The 26,372-nt window shown below is 72.4% G+C and carries 25 protein-coding genes; 8 read left to right on the top strand and 17 right to left on the bottom strand.

Going from position 1 to position 26,372, the window contains the following annotated elements:
- Positions 1-70 precede the first annotated feature (70 nt).
- Positions 71-874 (bottom strand): fumarylacetoacetate hydrolase family protein, encoded by an 804-nt coding sequence (locus AB0B97_RS16025; protein ID WP_234591312.1) that lies wholly within the window; start codon positions 872-874, stop codon positions 71-73.
- A gap of 175 nt (positions 875-1,049) precedes the next feature.
- On the opposite strand from AB0B97_RS16025, the gene AB0B97_RS16020 reads away from it, so the two are divergent.
- Both AB0B97_RS16020 and AB0B97_RS16015 read left to right on the top strand, forming a co-directional pair.
- Positions 1,050-2,528, top strand: a complete 1,479-nt coding sequence (locus AB0B97_RS16020; RefSeq protein ID WP_357494218.1) for a hypothetical protein — start codon at positions 1,050-1,052, stop codon at positions 2,526-2,528.
- A 34-nt stretch (positions 2,529-2,562) separates the two neighbouring features.
- A complete protein-coding gene (locus AB0B97_RS16015) occupies positions 2,563-3,429 on the top strand; it encodes a 3-methyladenine DNA glycosylase (RefSeq protein ID WP_357494216.1) in 867 nt (288 codons plus the stop codon).
- A 51-nt stretch (positions 3,430-3,480) separates the two neighbouring features.
- Here the strand turns inward: AB0B97_RS16015 and AB0B97_RS16010 are convergent, their stop codons facing one another.
- From AB0B97_RS16010 to AB0B97_RS15970, 9 genes are all read right to left on the bottom strand, one after another.
- Complete coding sequence (locus tag AB0B97_RS16010; RefSeq protein WP_357494214.1) at positions 3,481-4,074, bottom strand: TetR family transcriptional regulator; 594 nt, start codon at positions 4,072-4,074, stop codon at positions 3,481-3,483.
- Between the two features lie 73 nt (positions 4,075-4,147).
- A complete protein-coding gene (locus tag AB0B97_RS16005; protein WP_357494212.1) occupies positions 4,148-5,146 on the bottom strand; it encodes an aldo/keto reductase in 999 nt (332 codons plus the stop codon).
- A gap of 113 nt (positions 5,147-5,259) precedes the next feature.
- Entirely contained in the window at positions 5,260-5,685 is a 426-nt protein-coding gene (gene arfB / locus AB0B97_RS16000) for an alternative ribosome rescue aminoacyl-tRNA hydrolase ArfB (protein WP_234581267.1), read from the bottom strand.
- Between the two features lie 34 nt (positions 5,686-5,719).
- Positions 5,720-6,016 (bottom strand): hypothetical protein, encoded by a 297-nt coding sequence (locus AB0B97_RS15995; protein ID WP_357494210.1) that lies wholly within the window; start codon positions 6,014-6,016, stop codon positions 5,720-5,722.
- Between the two features lie 99 nt (positions 6,017-6,115).
- On the bottom strand, positions 6,116-6,973 hold the full coding sequence (locus AB0B97_RS15990) for a trypsin-like peptidase domain-containing protein (protein WP_357494208.1): 858 nt from the start codon (positions 6,971-6,973) through the stop codon (positions 6,116-6,118).
- Between the two features lie 34 nt (positions 6,974-7,007).
- A complete protein-coding gene (locus AB0B97_RS15985; RefSeq protein ID WP_234581272.1) occupies positions 7,008-7,967 on the bottom strand; it encodes a VWA domain-containing protein in 960 nt (319 codons plus the stop codon).
- Positions 7,964-9,001 carry a DUF58 domain-containing protein gene (locus AB0B97_RS15980; protein ID WP_357494205.1) on the bottom strand — a complete coding sequence of 346 codons (1,038 nt, stop codon included), beginning with the start codon at positions 8,999-9,001 and terminating at the stop codon, positions 7,964-7,966. Before AB0B97_RS15980 ends, AB0B97_RS15985 begins: the two co-directional genes overlap by 4 nt.
- Complete coding sequence (locus tag AB0B97_RS15975; protein ID WP_234581276.1) at positions 8,998-10,047, bottom strand: MoxR family ATPase; 1,050 nt, start codon at positions 10,045-10,047, stop codon at positions 8,998-9,000. Before AB0B97_RS15975 ends, AB0B97_RS15980 begins: the two co-directional genes overlap by 4 nt.
- 229 nt (positions 10,048-10,276) lie before the next feature.
- A complete protein-coding gene (locus tag AB0B97_RS15970) occupies positions 10,277-10,780 on the bottom strand; it encodes a hypothetical protein (protein ID WP_357494203.1) in 504 nt (167 codons plus the stop codon).
- A gap of 340 nt (positions 10,781-11,120) precedes the next feature.
- Here AB0B97_RS15970 and AB0B97_RS15965 point away from each other — a divergent pair, with 340 nt between their 5' ends.
- Positions 11,121-12,113 (top strand): endonuclease/exonuclease/phosphatase family protein, encoded by a 993-nt coding sequence (locus AB0B97_RS15965; RefSeq protein WP_357494200.1) that lies wholly within the window; start codon positions 11,121-11,123, stop codon positions 12,111-12,113.
- 83 nt (positions 12,114-12,196) lie between these two features.
- On the opposite strand, the gene cimA is transcribed toward AB0B97_RS15965, so the two are convergent.
- Positions 12,197-13,795, bottom strand: a complete 1,599-nt coding sequence (gene cimA, locus AB0B97_RS15960; protein WP_357494198.1) for a citramalate synthase — start codon at positions 13,793-13,795, stop codon at positions 12,197-12,199.
- A 344-nt stretch (positions 13,796-14,139) separates the two neighbouring features.
- Between cimA and AB0B97_RS15955 the strand changes: the two genes are divergently transcribed.
- Entirely contained in the window at positions 14,140-14,598 is a 459-nt protein-coding gene (locus AB0B97_RS15955; RefSeq protein ID WP_234581286.1) for a PRC-barrel domain containing protein, read from the top strand.
- Positions 14,599-14,654: 56 nt separating this feature from the next.
- Positions 14,655-15,401, top strand: a complete 747-nt coding sequence (locus AB0B97_RS15950; protein WP_357494195.1) for a tyrosine-protein phosphatase — start codon at positions 14,655-14,657, stop codon at positions 15,399-15,401.
- A gap of 48 nt (positions 15,402-15,449) precedes the next feature.
- On the opposite strand, the gene AB0B97_RS15945 is transcribed toward AB0B97_RS15950, so the two are convergent.
- On the bottom strand, positions 15,450-16,547 hold the full coding sequence (locus tag AB0B97_RS15945) for a branched-chain amino acid aminotransferase (protein ID WP_357494193.1): 1,098 nt from the start codon (positions 16,545-16,547) through the stop codon (positions 15,450-15,452).
- A 162-nt stretch (positions 16,548-16,709) separates the two neighbouring features.
- Positions 16,710-17,741, bottom strand: coding sequence for a 3-isopropylmalate dehydrogenase (locus tag AB0B97_RS15940; RefSeq protein WP_234581289.1), 1,032 nt, complete (start codon positions 17,739-17,741; stop codon positions 16,710-16,712).
- A gap of 224 nt (positions 17,742-17,965) precedes the next feature.
- On the opposite strand from AB0B97_RS15940, the gene AB0B97_RS15935 reads away from it, so the two are divergent.
- Both AB0B97_RS15935 and AB0B97_RS15930 read left to right on the top strand, forming a co-directional pair.
- Complete coding sequence (locus tag AB0B97_RS15935) at positions 17,966-18,808, top strand: FAD:protein FMN transferase (protein WP_357494191.1); 843 nt, start codon at positions 17,966-17,968, stop codon at positions 18,806-18,808.
- 349 nt (positions 18,809-19,157) lie between these two features.
- Positions 19,158-19,514, top strand: a complete 357-nt coding sequence (locus tag AB0B97_RS15930; RefSeq protein ID WP_234581292.1) for a hypothetical protein — start codon at positions 19,158-19,160, stop codon at positions 19,512-19,514.
- A 169-nt stretch (positions 19,515-19,683) separates the two neighbouring features.
- Here AB0B97_RS15930 and serA read toward each other — a convergent pair whose 3' ends face one another.
- Positions 19,684-21,282, bottom strand: coding sequence for a phosphoglycerate dehydrogenase (serA, locus tag AB0B97_RS15925; protein WP_357494189.1), 1,599 nt, complete (start codon positions 21,280-21,282; stop codon positions 19,684-19,686).
- A 266-nt stretch (positions 21,283-21,548) separates the two neighbouring features.
- Here serA and AB0B97_RS15920 point away from each other — a divergent pair, with 266 nt between their 5' ends.
- Positions 21,549-22,553, top strand: coding sequence for a hypothetical protein (locus AB0B97_RS15920; protein ID WP_357494187.1), 1,005 nt, complete (start codon positions 21,549-21,551; stop codon positions 22,551-22,553).
- An 84-nt stretch (positions 22,554-22,637) separates the two neighbouring features.
- Here the strand turns inward: AB0B97_RS15920 and ilvC are convergent, their stop codons facing one another.
- The 3 genes from ilvC to AB0B97_RS15905 all read right to left on the bottom strand — a co-directional run bounded on the left by ilvC (position 22,638) and on the right by AB0B97_RS15905 (position 26,189).
- On the bottom strand, positions 22,638-23,651 hold the full coding sequence (gene ilvC / locus AB0B97_RS15915) for a ketol-acid reductoisomerase (RefSeq protein ID WP_234581295.1): 1,014 nt from the start codon (positions 23,649-23,651) through the stop codon (positions 22,638-22,640).
- A 56-nt stretch (positions 23,652-23,707) separates the two neighbouring features.
- Positions 23,708-24,223, bottom strand: coding sequence for an acetolactate synthase small subunit (gene ilvN / locus AB0B97_RS15910; protein WP_124815780.1), 516 nt, complete (start codon positions 24,221-24,223; stop codon positions 23,708-23,710).
- A gap of 82 nt (positions 24,224-24,305) precedes the next feature.
- On the bottom strand, positions 24,306-26,189 hold the full coding sequence (locus AB0B97_RS15905; RefSeq protein WP_357494184.1) for an acetolactate synthase large subunit: 1,884 nt from the start codon (positions 26,187-26,189) through the stop codon (positions 24,306-24,308).
- Between the last annotated feature and the right edge of the window lie 183 nt (positions 26,190-26,372).

The raw sequence follows: 26,372 nt of genomic DNA, 5'->3' as shown, positions 1-26,372 counted from the left end.
CGGTGCCGGCAGGCCAAATCCGATCCCCCCGAACCGCCCGTGAGCTGCGGAAACAGGGGCATCGGACGGATCAGGCGACGGGGACCACCGGGTTGCTGAGCTCGCCGATGCCCTCGATCCGCACGGTGACCGTATCCCCCTCGACGAGAGGGCTAACCCCCGCCGGAGTGCCGGTGAGCACCACGTCGCCGGGCAGCAGGGTCATCACGTGCGAGATGTACGACACCAGGCCGGCCACGTCGAAGACCATGTCCTTCGTGCGGCCGAGCTGGCGTACCTCCATCTCGTCCGGGTTGCGACCCACCTCACACCGGATCTCCAGGTCGGAGACGTCCAACCCGGTGGTGATCCACGGACCGATCGGGCAGAACGAGTCGAAGCCCTTGGCGCGGGTCCACTGCCCGTCCGAGCGCTGCAGGTCCCGGGCGGTCACGTCGTTGGCGCAGGTGTAGCCGAAGATGGCGCGTTCGGCGGCGGCCCGGTCGGCCCGGCGGGCACCCGGCGCACCGATCACGACCGCCAGCTCCGCTTCGTGCTCGACCTGCTTGGAGAAGATCGGCAACCGGATGGCGTCGCGGGGACCGATCACCGAGGTGGACGGCTTGAGGAAGAGCAACGGCTCCTTGGGCACCTCGTTGCCGAGTTCGGCGGCGTGGTCGGCGTAGTTGCGGCCCACGCAGACCACCTTGCTGGGCAGGATCGGCGAGAGCAACCGGACGTCGGAGAGGGCCCAGCGGGCCCCACTGAAGGAGAGCTGGCCGAACGGGTGACCCTCGATCTCGGCGATGGTCAGGCCCTGCGGCCCGGCCTCCGGTTCGCCCTCGACGGCTCCGAACGACATTCCCTTGGCATGAGCGAAACGAGCGATACGCACCCGGCCAATCTAGCCCCGCCGACACGCTCACCGGCCACAACGGGCCGCCGGGTGTGCGCAACCCGTCAGCGTCGCGGCACCCTAGCGCAGGTCCGGGCGGTCGGGGTGGGCTTCGGGATTTCGTACCCGCACGGAGGGCGCGCACCCCTAGCGTCGGCTCCGGAGGTTCGTTCGTATGCCTGCATCGACACGACACCACAGAGCCCTCGCGGTGTTCGTACACTGCCTCGGCATCCTCGCCGCCGTGCCGGCCCTGCCCGCGGCGGCCCCGGAGGCGGCAGCCGCGCCACGACCAGCGGCCGCCACGCCACGACCAGCCGAGTCCGTGCCACGACCAGCCGCGCCGACGCCACGTCCGACGGCGCCAGCGCCCGGACCGACGGCTGTCACGCCGCCCGCGTCCGTCAGCCCGGCGCCGCCGGCGGTGGCGGTGGCCGCGCGGTTGCCCGTGGCGGCGAGCGCGGAGCCCACCCCGCCCTCGGCGCCGCCGGCAGTGGCACCGCCGTCGCGGGTGCCGGTGTCCGCGCCCCCGCCTCCGGTCACGGTGGCGGTCGCGTCGGAGAGCAGCCCGGCGCCGCGGTACCGCATCCATGTCCGCAATGTGGGCAACTCGCCGCTCGACACGACGGTGCGCCAGGAGTTGCCGTCGGGGTCGTCGCCCACCGCGATCAGCGGGGGCGGACAGTCCAGCCGCTCCGGCGGGTCCACGGGCGAGGTGACCTGGCGGTTGCGGCTGCCCGCGCACAGCACCACCACGCTGGGCACCGCGCTGACCGCTGTCGCGCCGGGTCAGCCGCTGACGGCACCGGCCTGCGCGTTCACCAGTGACGGCACCCGGCCGTACGACTGCGCCACCGCCACCTGGCAGGCGGCCGGAGCCGCCCCGGCTGCCGAGGTCACTCAGGCGCCGCCCTGGCGGCGGTATCCGGTGCTGCTGGCCGGGTTGGGCGTCCTGGTGCTGCTCAGCGCCCTCGTGGTCTATGTGTGGCGTCGACGGCGCGGACGGCGGGTTACCGCCGCCGCCCTGGCCACCAACGGAACGCCGGACGGTGGGCGCGGGACGATCTACCCACGTCCGGCGACTCCCGACCCGCGCCGACGGCGGCGTACCCCGCCGGTCTGGCTGCTGGTTGGCGCGGCGGTGGTGGTGCTGGCGGGCGTGATCGGCACGGCCGGCTGGACGGCGACCCGGCAGGTGTCGTCGATCGACACCCAGAAGCAGCCGACCAGCGGCGCGTGGATGGGCACCGGGGTCTCCGGACCGGTGGGTGTGCCGCTGCGGGAGTCCGCGTTCGAGTTCACCGTCTACCGGATGACCTGTGGCGCGGCGGGCGCGGCCGGGGGGACCGGCGCGGCACCGGCCGGGGGTCGGCGTTGCCAGGCCACCGTGGGTGTGCGCAACGTCACCGGCAGCCAGCAGCCCTGGCACGGCCAGCTGCAACGCGCCTACCTGCCGGGCGGGCGGTGGGTGAGCACTGACGAGCCGGCCACCCGGACGGCCAACCTGGGTCGGGACGTCTTCGCCGACCCGGTGGCCGCGGGCAGCCGGGTGGTGCTCCCGCTGGTGTTCACCGTCGACGGGCGGGACCCGCCCCAGCAGCTGGAGCTGCGCAGCGGCGTGTTCTCGGCCGGCGTCCGGGTGCACATGCCCTGACCGGCGATCGGGCGGCGGTCGTACCCTGGGGTCCGTGACCGCCGCCCTCGCCCCCGCCGTGCTCGACGTGGCGGCCTGGCGTGCGCGCCGCCGGGCCCACGAGGAGCGGGTGGACGTGTGGCTGACGCCACACCTGGCCCGACGACGTCGGGGTGAACGGCATCCGGTGGCCGACTTCCTGTTCACCTACTACTCGCACCGGCCGGCGCAGCTGCGCCGCTGGCACCCGGGCGCGGGGGTCGAGCTGCGCGACGCCGACCCGGCCGAGTTCGGCCGGGACTACCGCGCCACCGCCGCCGGGGTCACCCTCGACACCGCGGCGGTACGCGAGCGACGCGGCGAGTCGATCGCGTGGATCCGCTCGCTGCTGGCGGCCACTGCCGCCCGACCGGCGCACTTCGGCTGCTTCGGGATGCACGAGTGGGCGATGGTGTACCGGCAGACCCGCGAGGAGCTGCGGCACAACGCCTGGCCGTTGCGGTTGGATCCGGAGCGGACCGCCGCGGTCGTCGAGGAGCGCGGGGTGCGGTGCAGCCACTTCGACGCGTTCCGGTTCTTCACGCCGCCGGCCCGGCCGTTGAACCTGCTCACCCCGACCCGGGAGACGCAGCACGCGCACGAGCAGCCGGGCTGTCTGCACGCCAACATGGACCTCTACAAGTGGGCGTACAAGTTGTCGCCGCTGGTGCCCTCGGAACTGGTGGCGGACTGTTTCGAGCTGGCGCGGGAGGTCCGCACGTTGGACATGCGGGCCAGCCCGTACGACCTGGCGGCGCTCGGTCACCCGCCGGTGCGGGTGGAGACCGTCCAGGGTCGGGCGGAGTACGCCGCAGCGCAGCGCGAGTTCGCCGACCGGGCGGCAGTGCTCCGCGACCGGCTGCTGGCCGCCGTTCCCGGCTGAGCGTCGACGGCCCGGCCCGGCCGGGCGGCTGGCCCGTGCCGTGGCCCGGAGTCAGCGCGCGCGGGCTCGCAGGCCGTCGAGGAGCAGCGCGACCACAGCGGCCAGGTCGTCGTCGAGGCCGGGCTCGCTCCACTCCGTCCGGTGCGACGGGTGGTGGAACCGCGCGGTGGCCTGCAACAGCGCGCGACCGGCCACCGCCGGGTCGGGCACGGTGAAGTCGCCGGCGGCGACTCCGTCCGCGACGATCAGGCTGAGCTGACCGGCGAGAACCTCCAGGTGGGTGGCGACCGCTCCCTCGGAGAGCGTGGCGAGTTGGTGGAAGTTGTCGAACAGCTCCGGGTCCTCCCGGGCCATCCGCCGTTTGGTGCCGCTCAGCTCGGCCAGCCACCGGCGCAGCCGTTGCGGGGCCGGGTCGGCACCGGTGGCGACGTCGATCAGCGGGGTGGAGACGCGGGCCAGCCAGCGTTCGGCGACCGCCTCGCGCAGCGCGGCCTTGCTGGCGAAGTGCCGGTAGACGCTGCCGTGGCTGACACCCAGCGCGCGTGCCACGTCCAGCACCGTGGCCTTCGCCGGGCCGTACCGGCGCAGCACCTCCTCGGCGGTGTCGAGGATGCGATCGGCGGTCAGGGCTGTGGTGTCGCTCATCGTCCCAGCCTCCCTGACCGCGTGGCCCGTCGTGGCGCGACCCCCGGCCGGCGGTCGCGCCACGACCGGGTTGTCATGACCGCTCGCTGTCCAGGAACGCCATCTGCGCCTCGTCGTACCGGCTGCCGGCCACCGCGTCGGCGGGGACGGCGGCCTCGATGGCGGCCAGGTCCGTCTCGGTCAGCGTGATCGCGACGGCGCCGAGGGCCTCGGTGAGCCGGTCCCGACGGCGGGCGCCGATCAGGGGTACGACGGTCTCGCCCCGGGCGAGCACCCAGGCGATGGCGATCTGCGCCACGGTGACGCCCCGCGCCTCGGCGATGGCGCGCAGCGCGTCCACGAGGGCGAGGTTGCGGTCCAGGTTCGCGCCGGCGAAGCGCGGCAGGTGGCTGCGGAAGTCGGTGCCGGCGGTCTCCCGCTGCGGCGTCCAGTGGCCGCTGATCAGCCCTCGGGAGAGCACTCCGTACGCGGTGATCCCGACGCCCAGCTCACGTGCGGTCGGCAGGATCTCGGCCTCGGGGGCGCGGGAGATCAACGAGTACTCGATCTGGAGGTCGCTGATGGGGTGCACGGCGTGCGCCCGGCGCAGCGTGTCGGCGCTGACCTCGGACAGGCCGATGTGCCGGACGTGACCCGCCTTGACCAGCTCGGCCAGGGTGCCCACGACGTCCTCCACCGGCACGTCGGGGTTGAGCCGGGCGGGGCGGTAGATGTCGACGTGGTCGGTGCCGAGCCGGCGCAGCGTGTACGCCAGGAAGTTCTTGATCGCGACGGGTCGGACGTCGTTGCCGTTCCAACCGCCGTCGACGTCGCGCAGAGCGCCGAACTTCACGCTGATCACCGCGTTGTCCCGGTTGCGGCCGCGCAGCGCGTCGCGCAGCAGCATCTCGTTGTGGCCCATGCCGTAGAAGTCGCCCGTGTCGAGCAGGGTGATGCCGGCGTCCAGGGCGGCGTGGATGGTGGCGATGCTCTCGGCCTCGTCGGCGGGGCCGTAGAGATCCGACATGCCCATCAGGCCGAGTCCGAGCGCGGAGACGGTGGGGCCGGTGGTGCCGAGGGTGCGGGTTTCCATGGGGTGTTCCTCTCCTGGGGTGACATGCCGACCATACACACTTCGGCTGACAGATTCCAGATTCTGTCAGCCGACAGTCGGAGAGGTCACTCACACAGCTCGGTGACGATGGACTAGTCGCCGTCGACGCGGCGGTCGCGCTTGCGCTGCGACTGGCGCTTCTTCTCGGCCAGCCGGCGCTCCTTGGCACCCCGGGACGGCTTGGTCGCCCGACGCGGCGGCGGGGGCGGCGCGGCCGCCTCGCGCAACAGCGCGACCAGCCGCTCGCGGGCCGCCTCCCGGTTGGCGAGCTGCGCCCGGTGCTCGCTGGCCGCGATCGTGAGCACGCCGTCCACCAGCCGGTTGGCGAGTCGTTCCAGCGCCCGCGACCGGATCCAGTCGGGCACCGACGGAGAGTTGGCCAGGTCGTAGCTCAGCTCGACCCGCGAGTCGGCGGTGTTCACGCCCTGCCCGCCGGGGCCGGACGAGCGGGAGAAGCGCTCCCGCAGCTCCCCGGCGGGGACGACCCACCGATCGGTCACCCGCAGTCCGTCGTCCACGCCCCGAGGCTAGCCGGCTGCGGCCCGCCCCGGGTCACCGGCGCGGAGGCTCACTCTGCGTCGTGGACGGGCTCGGCGCCGGACCGGCGGTCTCGTCGTGTGAGCCGACCGCGGCGTACGCCACGGCGCCGAACAGCAGCAGCCCGATCACGGCGGCCTTCACCGCGACCCCGCGGATCAGCAACCACGCGCCCCGGCGAGCGCCGGGCACCGATTTCTTCGCGGTCTGGTAGTCGGTCCACCCGCGTCGCGCCCGGGCGTACGCCGACCCCACCGCACATCCGATGATCAGGCCCACCAGCAGGAGGACCGTGAGAAGAGGACGCTCCACCTCCGCCAGTATCCATACCGAGCGTCATATTTCCATGGCCCGATGACGTGTGGCCGGATATCCGACACTGGAGGCGGCCCGATGGGCCGTACGAGCAGCTCAGCCACCCTTGCCGATGATCGTGTCAGCGGTCTGCTGCACCTGGTCGATCGGAATGGCGAAGCCGATGCCGATCGACCCGTTGCCGTCGATCGTGGCGATCGCGGTGTTCACCCCGACCACCTCGCCTCGGGCGTTGACCAGCGGCCCGCCCGAGTTGCCGGGGTTGATCGACGCGTCGGTCTGCACCGCGCGGTGCCGGCTGTTGCCCAACCGCACCTGGCGGTCCAGCGCGCTGACGATGCCCGCGGTGACCGTCCCCGACAGCCCCAGCGGTGAGCCCACCGCCAGCACCGGCTCACCGACCCGGGTGGCACCCGGCTTGGCCAGCGGCAACGGGGCGAGGCCGGCCGACGGCGGCACCTTCAGCACCGCCAGGTCGCTGCGCGGCTCCCGGCCGACCACCTCGGCCTCGTACCGGCGGCCGTCGGGCAGCTCCACCGTGACCGGTCCACCACCGCCCTTGGCCAGGATGTGGTCGTTGGTGACCAGGTGCTGCTGGTCGTCGATGGCGAACCCGGAACCGGTCGCGGACGCGCCGTTCGCGCCACCGGCGAGCACCGACACCACACCGGGCACGGTCCGCTCGGCGGCGGTGACCAGCTCCGCCGGCACCGGTGCGGCGGACGCCGCGGACGACCCCGTGCCGTCCCGACTGGCCACCACGCCGCCGGCCAGGGCGCCCGAGACGGCCGACACCGCGATGACCGCCAACGCGGCGAGCAGCCGGCCGGGGCGCCGCCCGCCGGGGTCCCGCCCCGAGCCGGGCGCGTCCCACCACCCGCGCCCGTCCGGGTCGAGCTCCGGCGAGATGAACCAGGGACCGCGCGGTTCGCCCAGTCCGGTCTGCACTGCCATGCGTACTCCTCACGGTCGACGTCGGCGCTGTGGATCAGGGCAGTCGGGAGAACCAGCGCATCGAGCCGGCGGCGGCGCCCATCGCGAACACCAGCCCGAGGCCGATGAACCGGGCCGAGACGTCCTGGCGTTCGGTGCGGTAGCCGACCGAGCTGCCGATGTCGTCGTAGACCGCGCGCAACTCGTCGCTGGTGCTGGCCTCGTGGAACATTCCGCCGGTCTCGTCGGCGACGGCCTTGAGGGTCTGCCCGTCGACCGGCACCTGGATCGGCCGTCCGCCCCGGTCCACGAAGCCGGACGGCGTGCCGAAGGAGATCGCGTGCACCGGCACCTTCGCCGCGACCGCCTCTCCCGCCGCCTCCATCGGGTCCATCCCGGAGGTGTTGGCCCCGTCGGAGAGCAGGATGATCCGGGCCGGCGGTGGCTCCTTCGCGGCCTCGCTGTCCAGGCTCTTGACCGCGCCGAGCGAGGTGTTGATGGCCTCACCGATCGCGGTGCCCTGCACCCCGGTCACCCCCTCGGCGAGACGACCGATGCCCTCGTCCAGGGCGTCCCGGTCGGTGCCGGGCGGCACCAGGACGGCGGCGCTGCCGGCGAACGCGACAAGCCCCACGTTGAACTCGTCGGGCAGGCCCTCGACGAAACGTCGGGCCGCCTGTTTGGCCGCCGCCAGCCGGTCCGGCTCCACGTCGGTGGCGAGCATGGAGGTGGACACGTCGACGGCGACCATCACCGTGGCGCGTTCCCGGGGGACCCGGACCTCGGCGGTGGGCCTGGCGAAACCGACCACGAGCAGCGCCAGCATGGCCAGGAACAGCCCGGCCGGGACGTGCCGGCGCCAGGCCGGACGAACGGGCGCCACCCGGTCCAGCAGCCGCAGGTTGGTGAAGCGGACGGCGTACCGGCTGCGTCTGCGCTGCATCACCAGGTACGCGCCGACCAGCGCGAGCACGCCGATCAGTAGCCAGAGTCGCAACGGGGACTCCCAGGTCACGCGGCACCTCCCCGGACGGCTCCGGCCGGCGCGGCGGCCATCCGCCGCTGGGCGTGCACGTGCCGGACGATGTCGGCGCTGAAGTCCCGGTCGGTGCGCAGCGCCAGGTGCGTGGCCGCGCTCCGGCGCAGCGCCTGGCGGACCTGCTCACGCTGGGCGGCGGCGGCCGCGGCGTACCGCTCCCGCAGGCGGCGGTCCGATGTGCACACCTCGCGGCGGCGGCCGGTCTCCGGGTCGACGAGCGTGATCAGCCCGACGTCGGGCAGTTCCAGCTCGCGCGGATCGGTCACCTCGATCGCCAGCACCTGGTGGCGGGCGGACAGCCGACGCAGGGTCCGCTCCCAGGGTGGCGGCTCCTCGGGGTCGTCGGGCAGGCCGTCGAGGAAATCGGAGACCACCACGACCAGCCCGCGCTGGTTGGCGACCCGGTGCACCGCGTCGAGCCCGTCCGCCAACTCCGCCGCCGCGGCCGGCTGCGGGGTCTCCGGCCGCGACCGGGACCGGTCGCCGGGCTCGGTCGCGCGCGGCGCGGTCAGCAGCGCGCGGAGCAGACCGAGCAGATGGGTACGCCCGCTGCGGGCGGGAAAGCGTCGTACCCCGTCGGCGCGCAGCACCTGGGCGCCCAGCCGGTTGCCGATGCCGGCGGTCAGGAAGCCCACCGCCGCCACGGCCGCCACCGCCAGCTCCCGCTTGTCCAGCGCGGCGGTGCCGAACTCCATGCTGGCGCTGGCGTCGACGAGCAGCCAGGTGGTGAGTTCCCGGTCGGCGTCGACCTGTCGGACGTGCGGCACGGCGGTCCGGGCGGTCACCGCCCAGTCCATCCGGCGGACCTCGTCCTCCCCCGGCCGGTACTCGCGGCTGCCGGCGGGTTCGCTGCCCGGCCCCGGGAGCAGGCCACGGTACTGGCCGTGCAGCAGACCGTTGAGCCGGCGGGTGACTGTCAGTTCCAGTCGGCGCAGCCGCTGGTCGGGGGTCAGCTCGGCCAGGCTCGGGTCGGGCGGGGTGGCCACCGACGTACGGCCGGCGCGTCTCACGCCGCCGCCAGGTCGGGGGCGTGCTGAGGGTGCCCGGTGGCCACCCGGGGCGGCGGCACCGCCTCCACGAGCCGCCGGACCAGGCTCTCGGCCGAGACCCCGTCGGCCACGGCGTCGAAGGAGAGCACCAGCCGGTGGGACAGGACGTCCACCGCCAGTTCCCGGACGTCCTCGGGCAGCACGTACTCGCGTCCCCGCAGCAGCGCCTGCGCGCGGGCGGCGGCGACCAGGCCGAGCGTCGCCCGTGGGCTGGCGCCGTACGCCAGCAGCGGCGCGAGTTCGGCCAGCCCGAACCGGCCCGGGTCCCGGGTGGCGAGGATGAGCCGGACGACGTACTCGGCCAGGGCGTGGTGGACGAAGACCCGCTCGGCGTGCTCCTGGAGCAGTCGCAGGCGTTGCGGGTCGAGCACCTGGCGGGCCCGGGGCCGGTCGGTGCTCATCCGGTAGAGGATGGCCAGCTCGTCGGCGTCGCTGGGATAGTCGACGACGACCTTCATGAGGAACCTGTCGCGCTGCGCCTCGGGGAGCTGGTAGACCCCCTCGGACTCGATCGGGTTCTGCGTGGCCAGCACCAGGAACGGCGTCGGCACCGGCCAGCTGCGCCCGCCGATGGAGACCTGCCGTTCGGCCATCGCCTCCAGCAGCGCCGACTGGACCTTGGCCGGCGCGCGGTTGATCTCATCGGCGAGCACCAGGTTGGCCATGATCGGGCCCAGCTCGATGTCGAAGGTCTCCTTGGAGGCCCGGTAGATCCGGGTGCCGACGATGTCGGAGGGGACCAGGTCCGGGGTGAACTGGATCCGGGAGAAGGTCCCGCCGACCACTGTGGCGAGGGTCTGCGCCGCAAGGGTCTTGGCCACGCCGGGCACGCCCTCCAGAAGGCAGTGCCCGTTGGCGATGAGTGCGGTGAGCAGACGTTCGACGAGCCGATCCTGCCCGACGATCACGCGTTTGACCTCGAAGAGGGTCTGTTCCAGCTCGGCGCCGGTCGGCTCGGGATCGACCGAGGTGGGCAGGCTGGCCAGGGTGTCCGAGATGTCCGTCACGGTGCTTGCTTCCCGGGCGGGGGCCTCGGCAAACGTCGGATTGTGAGCGCCGGACGGGTCCGTTGTGTCCTGAATGAGCAGGAGCCGCCCGGACGGGGAACAACCGGGAGGACCCGCTCGCACGGGCATGACCACCCCGACAGGGCAGGAGCCGGCCGGCGGCGACGAGGAACCCCCGGACACGACACGGCCCCCGCAGTCGACTGCGGGGGCCGGACGTTCGAATCGGTCAGGGCAGGTGGACGACCAGGTGGAAGCCCAGGTCGGTCGGGGTGCCCGCCGAGTTGCGGGTCTGCACGAAGACCGCGTTCGGCGTGCTGAGCCGGGGCGCCACCGAGATCTCGCCGGCCGGCGGAATGCAGCAGGCGTCGGCGCGACCGACGGTGGCCACGAAGACACCAGCCGTGACGACCTGGCCGAACTGCACCTCGTACTGCCCGGTGCCGTACTTGATGACCGTGCCGGTGCCGCGCGCCTTGGTGCCGTTGGAGTTGACGACGACGATTGTGGTGGAGGCGACGAGCGTGGTGTTGGCCTTCAGCGCGGCCTTGGCCTTGCGGGCCGACTCGGCCGTGACCGGTGGTTGGGCGTTGGTGCCGCGCGCCGCCGGCTGGACGGACGCCTGCGGCGTCTTCGCCGACGGCTGGGCGACGGCGATCCCCCCACCAGCCAGGGTGAGCGCCAGGACAGCGAGCGTGACCGCCGCCGCCTTACGTCGGAAGAATGTTCTCATGACAGGTCCCCCTTGTGTGACCGTGCGAATTCGGCCGACCCGCGGGGCGGGACGGATGACTGCCAATAATGAGATCGACGACGACACGAGAACCGGTTGAAGCTCGCTCGCCCGCAGTCGGGAAAGCTGATTTCTCGTTGATCTGCATCCGGCCTGAGCTGCTGTTACTACTCAGCGTTGCGTCGTTTAACCAGATGGAACGTAGCACCGCAAAAAGCGGGAGGTCAATAGTTGATCTCGCATTATCGGCCTGTCGTGCAGCCGTCAGATAATTGCGAAAGATGAACGTGTCAACCATTCACAAAAATGGCGGGGACCCGCCACCGCTACGCTGACCGCCATGATCGTCGACACTGCGCCCACGCCGACCCGCCGCCGGGCGTCGATCGGCACGGCGCTCTGCTGGGTGGCGGTCGGGCCCACTGCCGCCTGGGCCGCCGTACGACTGGCGGGGCTGGACCGGGGGCCACTGGTGCAGGCGCTCGCCTTCACCCCGTACGTCGCCGCGTTCAGCGTGCTGGCCCTCGGCCTCACCGTCGCCCTGCGGCGCTGGTGGCCGGCGGCGGTCGCGGCCCTGGCCGCGGTGGCACTTGTCGGCGTGGTAGCCCCCCGGGCGCTGGCCGCCCCACAGCCGGCGGCGACCGGCCCGACGATCCGGCTGCTCACGGCCAACCTGCTCGTCGGGGCCGCCGACCCGGGGGCACTCGTCGAGCTGGTCCGGCAGCACCGGGTCGACGTGCTCACCGTGCAGGAGTTCACACCTGAGGCGCAGGCCGGCCTGGACCGCGTCGGCCTCGACCGGCTGCTGCCGTACCGGCAGCTCAACGCGCAGGTGGGCACGCCCGGTTCCGCGCTCTACTCGCGGTGGCCGATCAGCGAGGGCGGCATCCGCCACAACCGTGGTGGCTGGGGGTTCACCCAGGCGTACGGCACGCTCGCCGTCCCCGGCGGGCCCCCGGTCCGGGTCGAGTCGGCGCACCCCTCGGCGCCGTACGCGCTGGACCAGGTCGACGCCTGGCGTGCCGACCTGGTCGCCCAGCCACCGGCCACCCCCGACGGTGGCCTGCGGATCCTCGCCGGGGACTTCAATTCCACCCTGGACCACGGGCCGCTGCGCGCGCTGCTGCGCACCGGTTACGTCGACGCCGCGGACGCCACCGGCAAGGGTCTGACCGGCACGTGGGGGCCGTACGACGGTGATCTCATCCCCCCGGTCACGATCGACCACGTGCTCCTCGACCGCCGCATCGCCGCCGACGAGTTGGCCGTGTTCAACCTGCCCGGCAGCGACCACCGCCCCGTCCTGGCCACCCTCCGCCTGCCCGCGGCCTGACTCCCCGCGATCTTGCACTTACTGCCCCGACATCCGGGGCACAAGCCGCGAACCGGCGACACAAAGTGCAAGATCGCGAAGGGTCAGGGGGTTGGCGACGAGGCGGAGGCGGGGGCGAGGCCGTAGGTGAGGGCGTCGACCAGGGCGTGCCAGCTGGCCTCGACCACGTTGGGGTGCACGCCCACAGTCGTCCAGTCGCGGCCGGTGTCGTCGGCCGTCTCCAGGAGCACCCGGGTGACGGCGCCGGTACCGTGGCTGCCCTCCAGGATGCGCACCTTGTAGTCGGCCAGCTCGAACTCGCGCAGCCGCGGATAGTGCCGCGCCAGCCCCACCCGCAGCGCCTCGTCGAGGGCGTTGACCGGGCCGTTGCCCTCCGCGGTGGCGATCACCCGCTCGCCGCGTACCCGGATCTTCACGGTCGCCTCGGAGACGACCGCGCCGTCCTCGCGGTGCTCGACCAACACCCGGTACGACTCCAGGGTGAACGGCCGGGCCGGGCCGCCCTCGGGCAGCTCGGAGCGGACCAGCAGCTCGAAGGAGGCGTCCGCCGCCTCGAAGGACCAACCGTCGGCCTCCAACTCCTTGACCCGCTTGGTGACCCGGGTCAGCGCCTCCGGACGGTCGGTCAGGTCCAGGCCGAGCTCACGGCTCTTGAGCTCGACGCTGGCCCGACCGGCCATCTCGGTCACCAGGATCCGCATGTCGTTGCCCACCACCGACGGGTCCACGTGGTTGTAGAGCAACGGGTCGACCTTGATCGCGCTCGCGTGCAGCCCGGCCTTGTGGGCGAAGGCGGCGGCCCCGGCGTACGCCTGGTGGGTGTCGGGGGCGATGTTGGCGATCTCGGCGATGGCGTGCGAGACCCGCACCATCTGCGCCAGGCAGCCCTCCGGTAGGACGGGCATGCCGAGCTTGAGCTGGAGGTTGGCGACGACAGCGAAGATGTCGGCGTTGCCGGGGCGCTCGCCGTACCCGTTGGCGGTGCCCTGCACGTGACGGACGCCGGCCTCGACGGCCGCGATCGTGTTGGCCACGGCGCAGGCGGTGTCATTCTGCGCGTGGATGCCGAACAGCGCCGGGTCGACGCCGAGCCGGTTGGTCAGGTCGACGATCGCGGCGGTCACCTGGGACGGCAGCATGCCGCCGTTGGTGTCGCAGAGGACCATCCGCTCGGCGCCCGCGGCGAGCGCGGTCTGCACCACTGACGCGCCGTACGCCGGGGCGTGGCGGTAGCCGTCGAAGAAGTGCTCGCCGTCGACGAACACCCGGCGGCCCTCGCGGACAAGGTGGCTGACGGTGTCGTGGATCATCGCCAGGTTCTCCGCGCCGGTGGTGCGCAGCGCACGCTCGACGTGGCGGATGTCGGCCTTGGCGACCAGCGCGACGGCCGGGGTCTGCGCGTCCAGCAGGGCGCGCACCTGGGGGTCGTCGGCGACCGCCACACCGGCCTTGCGGGTGGCGCCGAACGCGACCAGGACGGCGTGCCGCAGGTCCAGTTCGGTGCGGGCCCGGCGGAAGAACTCGGTGTCCTTGGGCACCGCGCCCGGCCAACCGCCCTCGATGAAGCCGACACCGAACTCGTCGAGCAGTCGGGCCACCGCCAGCTTGTCGACCACCGAGTAGGTGAGCCCCTCGCGCTGGGCGCCGTCGCGCAATGTCGTGTCGAAGACCTGGAACGTCATCAGGATCCTTTCTCGGAGCAACAAAAAGACCCCCCGCGGATGCGGGAGGTCTGCGCGCTCGGCGGAGGGAGAGCCGGCGCGCTAGGTCGCAATAATCAGGGCGGTGCTGGTCACGCTCGCTACTCTGCCACTCGCCCCCGTTCGTGGGAGAAACTATCCACATCTCGGGACGGCACGGCCGGTGTCGCCACGCCTGACCCGCCGGAAGACGACACCCGGGCAGCTCTGGCCTGACACCCCGCACGCCTGCCGGTCGCCGTTTCCGGGACCCCGCCGCCGGGTAGCTCCTGCGGGGACGCACCCAGCGACGCCGAGACGATCGGCGACAGTCAGGAGTTAACGGCATGGACAGGATCGACCCGCACGCCGCCCACGCCGGGCCCGACCCGCTGCACGGCGGTGACCAGGGCGCCGTCGCGGGCGGCGCACCGACCGGCACCTTCGACCCCTGGCGCTACCGGGACGCGGCCGGAGTGGCCGACGCCGACCTGGTCGGCTACAAGGTCGAGGCCACCGACGGCGGAGTCGGCAAGATCGACAGCGCCAGTCACGAGGTCGGCGGCAGCTACCTGGTCGTGGACACCGGGCCGTGGATCTTCGGCAAGAAGGTGATGCTGCCCGCCGGCACCGTCAACCAGGTCGACCACGACCAGCGCACCGTCTCCGTGGATCGCACCCGGGACCAGATCAAGGCCGCCCCGGAGTACGACGAGACCAGCCACAGCGACCCGACGTACCGGGACCAGCTGGGCGGTTACTACGACGAGACGTACGGCGCTCTCCCGCCGGGCACCGCACGCTGAACGATCGGGCTCAACGGCCGGTGGGACGCGAGCCCACCGGCCGTTACCGTGTGAACGTGGACGCCACCGAGGACAAACGACACATCCCGCTGCCCGCCACCTTCAACTTCCGCGACGTCGGCGGCTACCTCAGCCACGACGGCCGCACCGTGCGCCGAGGCCGCCTCTACCGCTCCGACTCCCTGCACCGCCTCGACGAGCAGGACCGGGACGCGTTCGCCGCGATCGGCATCCGCACCGTCATCGACCTGCGCCGCCCCACCGAGGTGGAGCGCGACGGTCGGGTGCCCGCGTACCAGGGGCTGACCTACCGCAACATCCACCCGGAGCACGAGGACTGGTCGGGTACACCGCACGAGAAGGGCACCGACCTGGCCCGCTACCTCGCCGACCGGTACGCCGACCTGGCCCAGACCGGCACCGCGGGGCTGGCCGAGGCGATCGGACTGATCGCCGATTCCGCGAACGCCCCGGTCGTGGTGCACTGCGTGGCCGGCAAGGACCGCACCGGCATCGTCTGCGCCCTCACCCTCGCCGCCCTGGGCGTCGACGACGCCGACATCACCGCCGACTACGCGCTGAGCACGGAGGCGTCGGCCCGGTTCAGCGCCTGGTTGGCCGAGACCATGCCGAACGCGGCGGCGGTGCCCGCGCCGTTCCTGGCCTCGCCCGCCGAGGCCATGCAGATGTTCCTGGACGAGCTGCGCGCGGGCCACGGCTCGATCGAGGCGTACCTGCGCCACGCCGGGGTGACCGACGAGCAGCTCGCGGCCCTGCGCGACCACCTGCTCGACGAGATCTGACCCGCCGCGCTGACCGGCCCGTTCGCACGGGCCGGTCAGCGCCGGACGTCAGAGGACCTTGCGCACCCAGCCGTGCGGGTCGGCGGCCTTGCCGCGCTGGATGTCGACCAGCTGCTGCCGCAGCGACATGCTGACCCGGCCGGGCTCGCCGCCACCGATCAGGAACTCACCGTCGGGGAACTTCACCTGACCGATCGGGGTGATCACCGCGGCGGTGCCGCAGGCGAAGACCTCGCGCAGCCGGCCGCTGGCCGCGTCGGCCTGCCAGTCGGCGAACGAGACCGGCCGCTCCTCGACAGAGTGCCCGGCCTTGCCGGCCAGCGTCATGATCGCCTCCCGGGTGATGCCGGGAAGGATCGTGCCGTTCAGCGGCGGGGTGACCACCGAGTCGTCGTCGTAGACGAAGAAGACGTTCATGCCGCCCAGTTCCTCGACGAAACGGCGCTCCACCGCGTCGAGGAAGACCACCTGATCGCAGCCGGCCTCGATGGCCTCCGCCTGGGCCGCCAGCGACGTGGCGTAGTTGCCGCCACACTTGGCCGCGCCAGTGCCTCCGGGCGCCGCGCGGGTGTAATCCGGGGAGACCCAGACCGTGACCGGCTTGACGCCACCGGTGAAGTACGCCCCCACCGGCGAGGCGATCACCATGTACAGGTATTCGTTGGCCGGGCGGACGCCGAGGAAGACCTCGCTGGCGAACATGAACGGCCGCAGGTAGAGGCTGCCGTCCTCGCCGGTGGGGATCCACTCCCGGTCGATCTCGATCAGCTTGTGCAGCGAGTCGACGAACACCTCGGGCGGCAGCTCCGGCATCGCCATCCGCTGCGCCGACTCGACGAACCGGGCCGCGTTGGCGTCCGGCCGGAACATCGTCACGCCGCCGTCGGCGGTCCGGTACGCCTTCAACCCCTCGAAGATCTCCTGCGCGTAGTGCAGCACCGCGCTGGCCGGGTCCATCGGGATCGGGCCACGCGCCTCCACCCGGGCGTCGTACCAGCCCTTGCCGTCGGCGTACCGCACGGTGACCATGTGGTCGGTGAAGACGCGGCCGAACCCCGGGTTGGCCAGCAGGGCGGCCCGGTCGGCGGCGGATACCGGCGCGGGATTCGGACGGATCTCGAAGTCGAGCTTGTCACCACCGCTCATAGCGCTGACCTCCCTGGGGAACAACGGCATGCGGGATCGCACACCGACATGGTTGTGCCAGAAACTTACCCCGAACGGTCGTTCAGAAGGTAGGGCCGCTCGGGACCGGGTGGACTGCCCGGACAGGCGGATACCGCCGCTGACCCTGGCGGGTCGCGGCGGTCAGGCTACGGCGTGGGTGGCGAGCCGGTCGCCGACCTCGGCGGTGCGCAGTGCCGCCCCCGGAGTGCGGCCGGCCAGCTCGGCGGCGACCGCCGCGTTGACCCGCGTCGCCGCCTCGGCGTGCCCGAGCTGCTCCAGCAGCAACGCGACCGACAGCACCGCGGCCACCGGGTCGGCGACGCCCTGCCCGGCGATGTCCGGCGCGGAGCCGTGCACCGGCTCGAACATCGAGGGGTACGCGCCCTCGGGGTTGATGCACCCGCTGGCGGCCAGCCCGATCCCGCCGGTGACCGCGGCGGCGATGTCGGTGAGGATGTCGCCGAACAGGTTGTCGGTGACCACCACGTCGTAGCGCTGCGGCTGGGTCACCAGGAACATCGCGGCCGCGTCGACGTGCTGGTACTCCGTCGTGACGTCCGGGTGCTCGGCGGCGACCGCCTCGAAGGCCCGCGCCCACAGCGACCCGGCGTGGGTCAGCACGTTGGTCTTGTGCACCAGGGTGACCTTGCGCCGCTCCCGGCGGTCGGCACGGGCGAACGCGTCACGGATGACCCGCTCCACGCCGTGTCGGGTGTTGAGGCTCTCCTCGGTGGCGACCTCGGCGGGCGTGTCGCGGTGCAGGGTGCCGCCGGCGCCGGCGTAGAGCCCCTCGGTGCCCTCGCGCACCACCACCAGGTCGACCTCGCCGGGCTTCACGTTGCCCAGCGGACCGGCGACGCCGGGCCAGAGCCGCGACGGGCGCAGGTTGACGTACTGGTCGAAGGCGAACCGGAGCTTGAGCAGCAGGCCGCGTTCCAGGACACCAGGCGGAACCGTGGGGTCACCCACCGCGCCGAGCAGGATCGCGTCGTGCCCGGCCAGCTCGGTCAGCACCGAGTCGGGCAGCACCTCACCGGTACGATGCCAGCGGGCGGCGCCGAGGTCGTACTCGGTGGCCTGCACGCCGGGGAGCACCGCGTCGAGGACCTTCCGAGCCTGCGCGACCACCTCGGGCCCGATGCCGTCCCCGGCCACCACCGCGATCCGCGCCACGCCCGTACTCCCCACGCTCGACTGCCCTGTCCCGGCAACGGTACGTCGGTGTCCCGCAACCCGGTACGATCCTTCCAATATCTGGGACCGGCGGATACACAGCACCCTCTCAGCTGGGACTCATGGGGCGATCATCTGCGCTGCCTACGGTGGGGGCAGCGGGTCAGGGGGCCCGCGAACGGTGGTCGTGACGACGCGACGTCAACTGGGAGGGGGCAGGCGCCATGCGCATCGACGAGCAGCCGCGGACCCGCTGGCCGGATCCTTCGACGTTCCGGAATCGCCGGCCGGACCTGCGACTCGGCAGTCGCCGACACCGGATCGACCCGACCGCCGCCACCGATGGCCGGATCGCCGTGCAGCACACCGTACGCACCGCCACCGCCGAATACACCCTGCTGCTCAACGCTCCCGCCCGGCTCGGCCGTCGAGGCGTCGGCGAGGCGCTGCGGGACAGCGTCGCGGAGTTGCGCGCCATCGACCTGACCTACGGCCCGAACCGCCCGGAGAGCCTGGTCTCCATGCTGCGGCGGGGGGAGATCACCCCGGAGTCGTACCCGCCGCTGGCCGACCTGGTGGACCGCTGCACGGCCATGCGGGCCGCCACCGACGGCTGGTTCGACGCCTGGGCGGTGCCCGGCGGCTTCGACCCGGGCGGCCTGCTGGGCGGCTGGGCAGTGGAACGTGCCGCCGCCCGGCTGCGCGCCGCGGGCATCCACGACTACGCAGTACTCACCGGCGCCGACCTGGTGGTCCGCGGCCGGGCGCCGCACGGCGGACCGTGGCGGGTGGCGGTGCACCACCCGACGGCACCCGAGCGCGCACCGCTGGTGCTGGAGATGACCGCCGGGGCCGTCGGCACCTCGGGAGTGACCGGGCGCCAGGGGCACGTGGTCGACCCGCACACCGGCGAGCCGGCCAACCAGCTCGTCGCCGCGACTGTCGTCGGCCCGGACCTGACGGTCGCCGACGCGTACGCCACCGCGCTGTACGCCGCCGGGCCCACCGGCCTGGCGTGGTTCCGGGGCGGCTCCGACTATCGCGCGCTCTTCGCCCACCGGCGCTGAACCCCGGCCCGATTCGCACCTCGGCCGCCCGCGCGGTCGGCCGGTCGGGCCGCTGCGATCGGCCCCCACGGCCTCGGCAACGGCTGTGGGGGCCGGTCAGCGACGAGTGCGCGTGGCTCGCACAATCGAGGGGTGCGGACCGGTCGGGCCGGACGTCGGCCGCGCCACCCGAAGACGGGCCGGCGCCGCGACCTGCGGCCAGTAACCGCAGTCGTACGCTAGCGAATCGACGCAACTCGACGCAAGAGTCTCCACAGCGGACTCTCCCGACCGGTGCGTGGCGGGTCGGCGATTGGCCTGCGGCGAGGCAGTTTCGACATGGTGAACGACGGATGGCACGCTGTCCGCCGTGAGTTTCGATCTGAGTGTGTGGGCCCTGGAGGACGGGGCGACGCCCGAGGACGTGCGGGCAGCTGTCGACGGTTGCCGGCAGGGGCGGCACGTGGACCGTTACCCGGACCCGCGCGTTGTCGGCTTCTACCGGGCGATCACGGCGTCCTATCCGGACCGACACCCCGGCCCGGACAGCCCGTGGGCCGTGGCGCCGCTGCACGCCGCCCACGACCACGTCGAGCTGAACCTGCACCCGACCTGCGCGGACCAGGTGCTGCTGGACATCGAGCGACTGGCCGGGGAGCACGGGTTGATGCTCTTCGACCCGCAGGACGGCTCGGTCTACCCGCCCCCGGCCCGGCTGCCCCACTGACCCGAGGCGGGGTGGGCCGGGCATCCCGGCCGCGTGACACCCCGAGGGCTGGGCATCCCCCGCACCCGGGGGTACGACAGAGGGGCCCGGCGCGTCGCCGGGCCCCCCCGTGGTGCTGCCGTCTGTGCCGTCGCGGCCGATCGTGCGCGGCCGGTGGCGTGACCGCCGACTACTCGTCGCGCAGGTCCGCCGCGCTGGCGGCGGTCGCGCCGATCGAGTCGGCCGCCGAGGTGAGCAGGTCCGCGCCGAGCGCCTGGTCGACGGTGAGCGTCATCAGGGTCTCGCCGCCCGCCTCACGCCGGGCCACCTGCATCGCGGCGATGTTGATGCCCGACTCGCCGAGCAGGGTGCCGACGGTGCCGACGACGCCCGGCCGGTCGGCGTAGCGCAGGAAGAGCAGGATGCCCTCCGCGGCGATCTCCACGTCGAAACCGTCCACCTCGGTCAGCCGGGGGACGTCGCGGGCGCCGGAGTGGGTGACCGTGCCGGAGACGCTGACCGTCCGGCCGTCCGGCAGAGCGCCGCGCACCGTCACGAGGGTGGGCTGGTCGGCCGTCTCGGCCAGGCTCTCCAGCGTGACCTCGACGCCGCGCTCGGCGGCCAGGTGCGGGGCGTTGACGTAGGTGACCTGCTCCTCGACGACGGAGCTGAACAGGCCCTTCGTCGCGGCGAGCTTGAGCACCGACACGTCGTGGCCCACGATCTCGCCGCGCACCTCCACGGCGACGCTTGCGGCGACCCCACCGGCGACGGCGGTGAACGCGCGGCCCAGCTTCTCGGCCAGCGGGAGCAGCGGGCGGACGTCCTCGGCGACCACGCCGCCGGCCTGGACGTTCACCGCGTCGGGGACGAACTCGCCCTGCAGCGCCAGCTTCACGCTCTTGGCCACCGCGAGGCCCGCCTTGTCCTGCGCCTCGTGCGTCGAGGCGCCCAGGTGCGGGGTGGCCACCACGTTGTCGAAGGCGAACAGCGGCGAGGAGGTGCACGGCTCCTTGGAGTACACGTCGACGCCGGCGCCGGCGACCCGACCCTCGGCGATGGCGTTGGCGAGCGCCTGCTCGTCCACCAGGCCACCGCGGGCGGCGTTCACGATGCGGACGCCGGGCTTGACGATCGCCAGCTCCTTCTCACCGATCAGGCCCACCGTCTCGGGGGTCTTCGGCAGGTGGATGGAGATGAAGTCGCTCTCGCGAAGCAGCTCGTCCAACCCGACGAGGCGGACGCCGAGCTGCGCCGCACGGGCCGGCTGGATGTACGGGTCGTACGCGATCAGCCGGGTGCCGAAGGCGGCGATACGCTGCGCGAAGAGCACCCCGATACGACCGAGCCCGACCACGCCGACGGTCTTGCCCTGCACCTCGACACCTGTGTACTTCGACCGCTTCCACTCCCCCGCCTTGAGCGCTGAGCTGGCGCTCGCGGTGTTGCGGGCCACGGCGAGCAGCAGTGCGACGGCCTGCTCGGCGGCGGAGACGATGTTGGAGGTGGGCGCGTTGACGACCATGACGCCCCGTGCGGTGGCGGCCGGCACCTCGACGTTGTCCAGCCCGACGCCGGCCCGGGCGACCACCTTGAGTCGCGGCGCGGCGGCGACCGCCTCGGCGTCGATCTGGGTCGCGCTGCGCACGATGACGGCGTCGGCCTCGGAGAGCGCCGAGAGCAGGGCCGGACGGTCGGTGCCGTCGACGTGACGGACGTCGAAGTCGTGAGCGAGCACCTCGATGGCGGCGGGGGCGAGTTCTTCGGCGATCAGTACGACAGGATTCATCGGTCCTCGTAGAGGTCGTGTTTGCGATCGGCCCGGGCGGCGGGGCGCCGCACTGCGCCCCGCGCTGATCCGTGCCGTGGCCGTCAGGTGCCGGCTCAGCGCACCTACCCGCGATCGTAGGGGCCACGCTGGCCGGCGTGTTCCGGTCTTCGGGGTGAGTGCCCTCACACGCGCGGCCGAGCGATGGACATCACCCGTTCACCGGACCGACACGGTTGCCCGCGCCCGCTACAACCGGAGGCACAGCCCTGCGGGAGGAGCCGCCCTTGTCGCTCGCCGTGCGCATCACGCTGCTCCGACAGCTGACCCGCGTCGATCTCGCGCGGTTCGGTCCGAGGCTGGCCGAGGCGTTGGTCACCCGGTCCCACCAGGTGAAAATTCGACGCAGCTTCGTGCCCCGGCGCACCGCCGCCGCGGACGAGGCGGTCGCGCTCTACCGGCGGCTGGTCCAGGACCGGCCGGGCCGGCACGAGGTGGGGCTCGCGCGGGCGCTCGTCGCGCAGGGTTCGGTTCCCGACGATCGCACCGTCGGATCCGCAATCGCGCAGGGCCGGGAGGCGATCGGGTACGTCGAGAACGCGACCAACCGGGACGGCCTCGTCGTCCTAGCGGCGGCGCAGCTGATGGTGGCCGCCCAACTCTGCCACGACGAACCCCGGGACGCGTTGTCGCTCGCCGAACGGGCCCGGGAGACGTGGTTACGCTGCGCGCCGCTCAACATCCATGAGCAGGTTGCTCTGGCTCGGTCCCTCACCGTGGTCGCATACTGCCGGGCCGTGCTCGACTCGCCAGCTGAGGCATTGATCGCCCGAGAGGGGGCGGTCGAAATCTTTCGGCGGCTCTCCGGCTGGACAAGACGGAACTACTGGCAGGCCCACTTCGAGGCGGTGGGAGGGCTGGCTGATTCCCTCGCCGCCCAGGGACGGTGGGCCGAAACCCTGGCGCTGGCGGCGGACGTCCGCGAGGAGCTGACCTTCGTGACCCGTTTGCGGCCACTGCGGGCCCGGCCGATCCTCGGCGGACTGTTGTTCGTGCTGGCGAAGTGCCACGCAGGGCTCGGCGAGCCGGAGGCGGCCGTGGCGGCGGTCAAGGAGGCGGTCGGGCACTACCGTTGGCTGGCCGAACACGATCCCGATCGATACCGCCTTCTCCACCACCGGGTCGTCGTTGCGCTGCGCACCCAGGCCAGCGTCTTCGAGGGCCTCGGCCAGCACGAACAGGCCGCCTGGACAGCCGCTGAGGCCGAGGCGATGGAAAGCCGCTGGCGCTAGGTGCTACGGCCAACGGCCGACGACCCGCGCCGGGGAGAGCGCTGGACCGCCGGCCGCCGGTGGACCGTGCTGGTGTGGAACGTGTCAGGCGGTCTCGGTGATCGGGCGGTCGACCCAGCTCATCATGCCGCGCAGCTTCCGGCCGGTCTCCTCGATCGGGTGCGCCGCACCCTCGGCCTGCCACTTGGTGAAGTTCGGCCGGCCGGCCTCGTCCTCGGCGACCCACTCGCGAGCGAACTCGCCGGACTGGATCTCACCCAGGATCTTGCGCATCTCGTCCTTGACCCGGGAGTCGATGATGCGCGAGCCCCGGGACAGGTCGCCGTACTCGGCGGTGTCGGAGATGCTGTAACGCATCTTCGCGATGCCGCCCTCGTACATGAGGTCGACGATCAGCTTCAGCTCGTGCAGGCACTCGAAGTAGGCGACCTCCGGGGCGTAACCCGCCTCGGTGAGCACCTCGAAACCGGTCTGCACCAGCGCCGAGGCGCCGCCGCAGAGCACCGCCTGCTCGCCGAAGAGGTCGGTCTCGGTCTCCTCGGTGAAGGTGGTCCTGATCGCGCCGGCCCGGGTGCCGCCGATCCCCTTGGCGTACGCGAGGGCGAGGGCGAGCGCGTTGCCGCTGGCGTCCTGCTCGACGGCGACGAGACAGGGCACGCCCTTTCCGTCGCTGTACTGGCGGCGGACCAGGTGGCCGGGGCCCTTGGGCGCGACCATCGCCACGTCCACCTCGGCCGGCGGCTTGATCAGGCCGTACCGGATGTTGAAGCCGTGGCCGAAGAAGATCGCCTTGCCCGGAGCCAGGTGCGGCTCGATCGACTCGGCGTAGATCTTGCGCTGGGCGGTGTCCGGCGCGAGCACCATGATCACGTCCGCCTCGGCCGAGGCCTCTGCCGGCGTGAGCACCCGCAGGCCCTGCTCCTCGGCCTTCGGGCGGCTCTTCGAGCCCTCCGGCAGACCGATCACCACGTCGACGCCGGAGTCGCGCAGCGACAGCGCGTGGGCGTGCCCCTGGCTGCCGTAGCCGATCACCGCGACCTTCTTGGCCTGGATCAGGCCGAGGTCGGCATCGTCGTCGTAGTACACCTCAACGCTCATGAGAACTTCCCTTTCGTACGACGGCCTGAGTGCCCGTCGTGGTCTGTGCGGATGGGTCAGGCGGCGCGCAGCGCGGGGCCGGCGGTGATCGAACGCGAGCCGCGCCCGATGGCCACCAGCCCGGACTGGACCATTTCCTTGATGCCGAAGGACTCGAGGTCGCGCAGCAGCGCGTCGAGCTTGTCCGGTGTGCCGGTTGCCTCGATGGTCAGGGTGTCCGGTGCGACGTCGACCACCCGGGCGCGGAACAGGTTGACGGTCTCCAGCACCTGCGACCGCGCGGACCGGTCGGCACGGACCTTCACCAGCAGCAGCTCGCGGGCAACCGAGACCTGCGGATCCAGCTCAACGATCTTGAGTACGTTGACCAGCTTGTTCAGCTGCTTGGTGACCTGCTCCAACGGGGACGACTCCGCGTTGACCACGATGGTGATCCGGGAGACGTCCGGGTTCTCGGTCTCGCCGACGGCGAGGCTGTCGATGTTGAACCCGCGCCGGGAGAACAGGCCGGAGACCCGGGCGAGTACGCCGGGCTTGTTCTCCACCAGCACGGACAGCGTGTGCATCGTCATGCCATGGCCTCGCTTCGCTCGGTCATGGCATGGCCATGCGCAGCACTGAGCTTGATGATTCGTTCGCTTCGCTCACTCATGGTCAGATGTCATCCTCGTCGAAGACCGGGCGGACGCCACGGGCGAACATGATCTCGTCGTTGCTGGTGCCGGCGGCGACCATCGGCCAGACCATCGCGTCCTTGCCGACCACGAAGTCGATCACCACCGGCGCGTCGTTGATCTCCATCGCGGCGGCGATGGTCTTGTCCACGTCAGCCGCGCTCTCGCACCGCAGCCCGACGCAGCCCAGGGCCTCGGCGAGCTTGACGAAGTCCGGGATGCGGTGCTTGTGGGTGCCGAGCTCGGTGTTGGAGTAGCGCTCGTTGTAGAAGAGCGTCTGCCACTGGCGGACCATGCCGAGATTGCCGTTGTTGATGACGGCGATCTTGACCGGGATGCCCTCCAACGCGCAGGTGGCCAACTCCTGGTTGGTCATCTGGAAGCAGCCGTCCCCGTCCACCGCCCAGACCACCGTGTCCGGCTTGCCGACCTTGGCGCCCATCGCCGCCGGAACCGCGTAGCCCATCGTGCCGAGGCCGCCGGAATTCAACCAGGTGTACGGCTTCTCGTAGGAGATGAACTGCGACGCCCACATCTGGTGCTGGCCCACCCCGGCCACGAAGATCGCGTCCGGGCCGACGATCTCGCCCAGCCGCTTGATCACGTACTGCGGGGACAGGGTCCCGTCGACCGGCTCGTCGTAGCCCAGCGGGTAACGGTTGCGCAGGTCGTCCAGCTGCGTCCACCAGTCACCGAGGTCGGCCGTGTGCCCCGCCGACCGCTCGGCGGTAACCGCGGCGATCAGCTCGTCGATGACGTGCTTGGCGTCACCGACGATCGGCACGTCCACGTGCCGGTTCTTGCCGATCTCGGCGGGGTCGATGTCCGCGTGCACGACCGCCGCGTCCGGGGCGAACGAGTCCAGCTTGCCGGTGACCCGGTCGTCGAAGCGTGCGCCCAGCGCGACGATCAGATCCGCCTTCTGCAGGCCATAGACCGCGGCGACCGTGCCGTGCATGCCGGGCATCCCCAGGTGCTGCTGATGCGAGTCGGGGAACGCGCCGAGCGCCATCAGCGTGGTGACGACCGGGATGCCGGTCAGCTCGGCCAGCCGGCGCAGCCCGTCGGTGGCACCGGCCTTGAGCACCCCGCCGCCGACGTAGAGCACCGGCCGCCGGGCCGCGGCCATCAGCCGCGCCGCCTCCCGGATCTGCTTGCCGTGCGGGTGCAGCGTGGGCCGGTAGCCGGGCAGGTCCAGGGTGGGCGGCCAGGAGAAGGTGGTCGACGCCTGGAGCACGTCCTTGGGGATGTCGACAAGCACCGGGCCGGGCCGGCCCGTGCTGGCCAGGTGGAACGCCTCGGCCAGCACCTGCGGGATCTCCTCGGCGGTCTGCACGAGGAAGTTGTGCTTCGTGATCGGCAGCGTGATGCCCTGGATGTCCGCCTCCTGGAAGGCGTCGGTGCCGATCGACGGGCGGGCCACCTGACCGGTGATCGCCACCATCGCCACCGAGTCCATGTACGCGTCGGCGATCGGCGTGACCAGGTTGGTCGCGCCCGGGCCGGAGGTGGCCATGCAGACGCCGACCTTGCCGGTGGCCTGCGCGTACCCGGTCGCCGCGTGCCCGGCGCCCTGCTCGTGGCGGACCAGGATGTGCCGGACGGTGGAGTCGTAGAGCGGGTCGTACGCCGGCAGGATCGCGCCGCCCGGGATGCCGAAGACGACGTCGACGCCGAGCGCCTCCAGGGACCGCACCAGCGAGCCGGCGCCGGAGACCTGGGCCGGCGCGGCTGTCCGTACGGCCGGGACAGCCGGGGTGGCCGCGGCGCGCGCGGCGGCGGGGTCGACGGTGCCGGCCGGGTCGGCGGTCGCGCGGGCCCGCCGGGCGGTGTGGGCGAGGGTCTCGGGCGTGGGTCTCGTCATGGCGGTTCTGGCCTTCGGCTGGAGTGGCTGGGGCTTGTTCAGCGATGCGAGGCGGGCATGGGCCCGTCGCGACAGGTTCCGACGGCAATAAAAACGGCCCTCGTGCAGATGCACGGGGCCAGCGCACTCTCGATGAGGGAGAGTGCGCTCAGGTAAGTACTCGCAGCGACCGGTACGACGACA

It is taken from the genome of Micromonospora sp. NPDC049004 (assembly GCF_040649315.1).
Taxonomy (GTDB): domain Bacteria; phylum Actinomycetota; class Actinomycetes; order Mycobacteriales; family Micromonosporaceae; genus Micromonospora.
The sequence above is the reverse complement of the archived record's forward strand: the minus strand, read 5'-3'. Positions and strand labels throughout refer to the sequence as shown.

Bases quoted from the DNA above. Each gene is read 5' to 3' on its own strand.
- AB0B97_RS15935 (WP_357494191.1), top strand. From the start codon at position 17,966: ATGCGCATCGACGAGCAGCCGCGGACCCGCTGGCCGGATCCTTCGACG.
- AB0B97_RS16010 (WP_357494214.1), bottom strand. From the start codon at position 4,074: ATGAGCGACACCACAGCCCTGACCGCCGATCGCATCCTCGACACCGCC.
- AB0B97_RS16020 (WP_357494218.1), top strand. From the start codon at position 1,050: ATGCCTGCATCGACACGACACCACAGAGCCCTCGCGGTGTTCGTACAC.
- AB0B97_RS15955 (WP_234581286.1), top strand. From the start codon at position 14,140: ATGGACAGGATCGACCCGCACGCCGCCCACGCCGGGCCCGACCCGCTG.
- AB0B97_RS15945 (WP_357494193.1), bottom strand. From the start codon at position 16,547: ATGAGCGGTGGTGACAAGCTCGACTTCGAGATCCGTCCGAATCCCGCG.
- AB0B97_RS16005 (WP_357494212.1), bottom strand. From the start codon at position 5,146: ATGGAAACCCGCACCCTCGGCACCACCGGCCCCACCGTCTCCGCGCTC.
- ilvC (WP_234581295.1), bottom strand. From the start codon at position 23,651: ATGAGCGTTGAGGTGTACTACGACGACGATGCCGACCTCGGCCTGATC.
- AB0B97_RS15905 (WP_357494184.1), bottom strand. From the start codon at position 26,189: ATGACGAGACCCACGCCCGAGACCCTCGCCCACACCGCCCGGCGGGCC.
- serA (WP_357494189.1), bottom strand. From the start codon at position 21,282: ATGAATCCTGTCGTACTGATCGCCGAAGAACTCGCCCCCGCCGCCATC.
- ilvN (WP_124815780.1), bottom strand. From the start codon at position 24,223: ATGACGATGCACACGCTGTCCGTGCTGGTGGAGAACAAGCCCGGCGTA.
- cimA (WP_357494198.1), bottom strand. From the start codon at position 13,795: ATGACGTTCCAGGTCTTCGACACGACATTGCGCGACGGCGCCCAGCGC.
- AB0B97_RS15970 (WP_357494203.1), bottom strand. From the start codon at position 10,780: ATGAGAACATTCTTCCGACGTAAGGCGGCGGCGGTCACGCTCGCTGTC.
- AB0B97_RS15965 (WP_357494200.1), top strand. From the start codon at position 11,121: ATGATCGTCGACACTGCGCCCACGCCGACCCGCCGCCGGGCGTCGATC.
- AB0B97_RS15990 (WP_357494208.1), bottom strand. From the start codon at position 6,973: ATGGCAGTGCAGACCGGACTGGGCGAACCGCGCGGTCCCTGGTTCATC.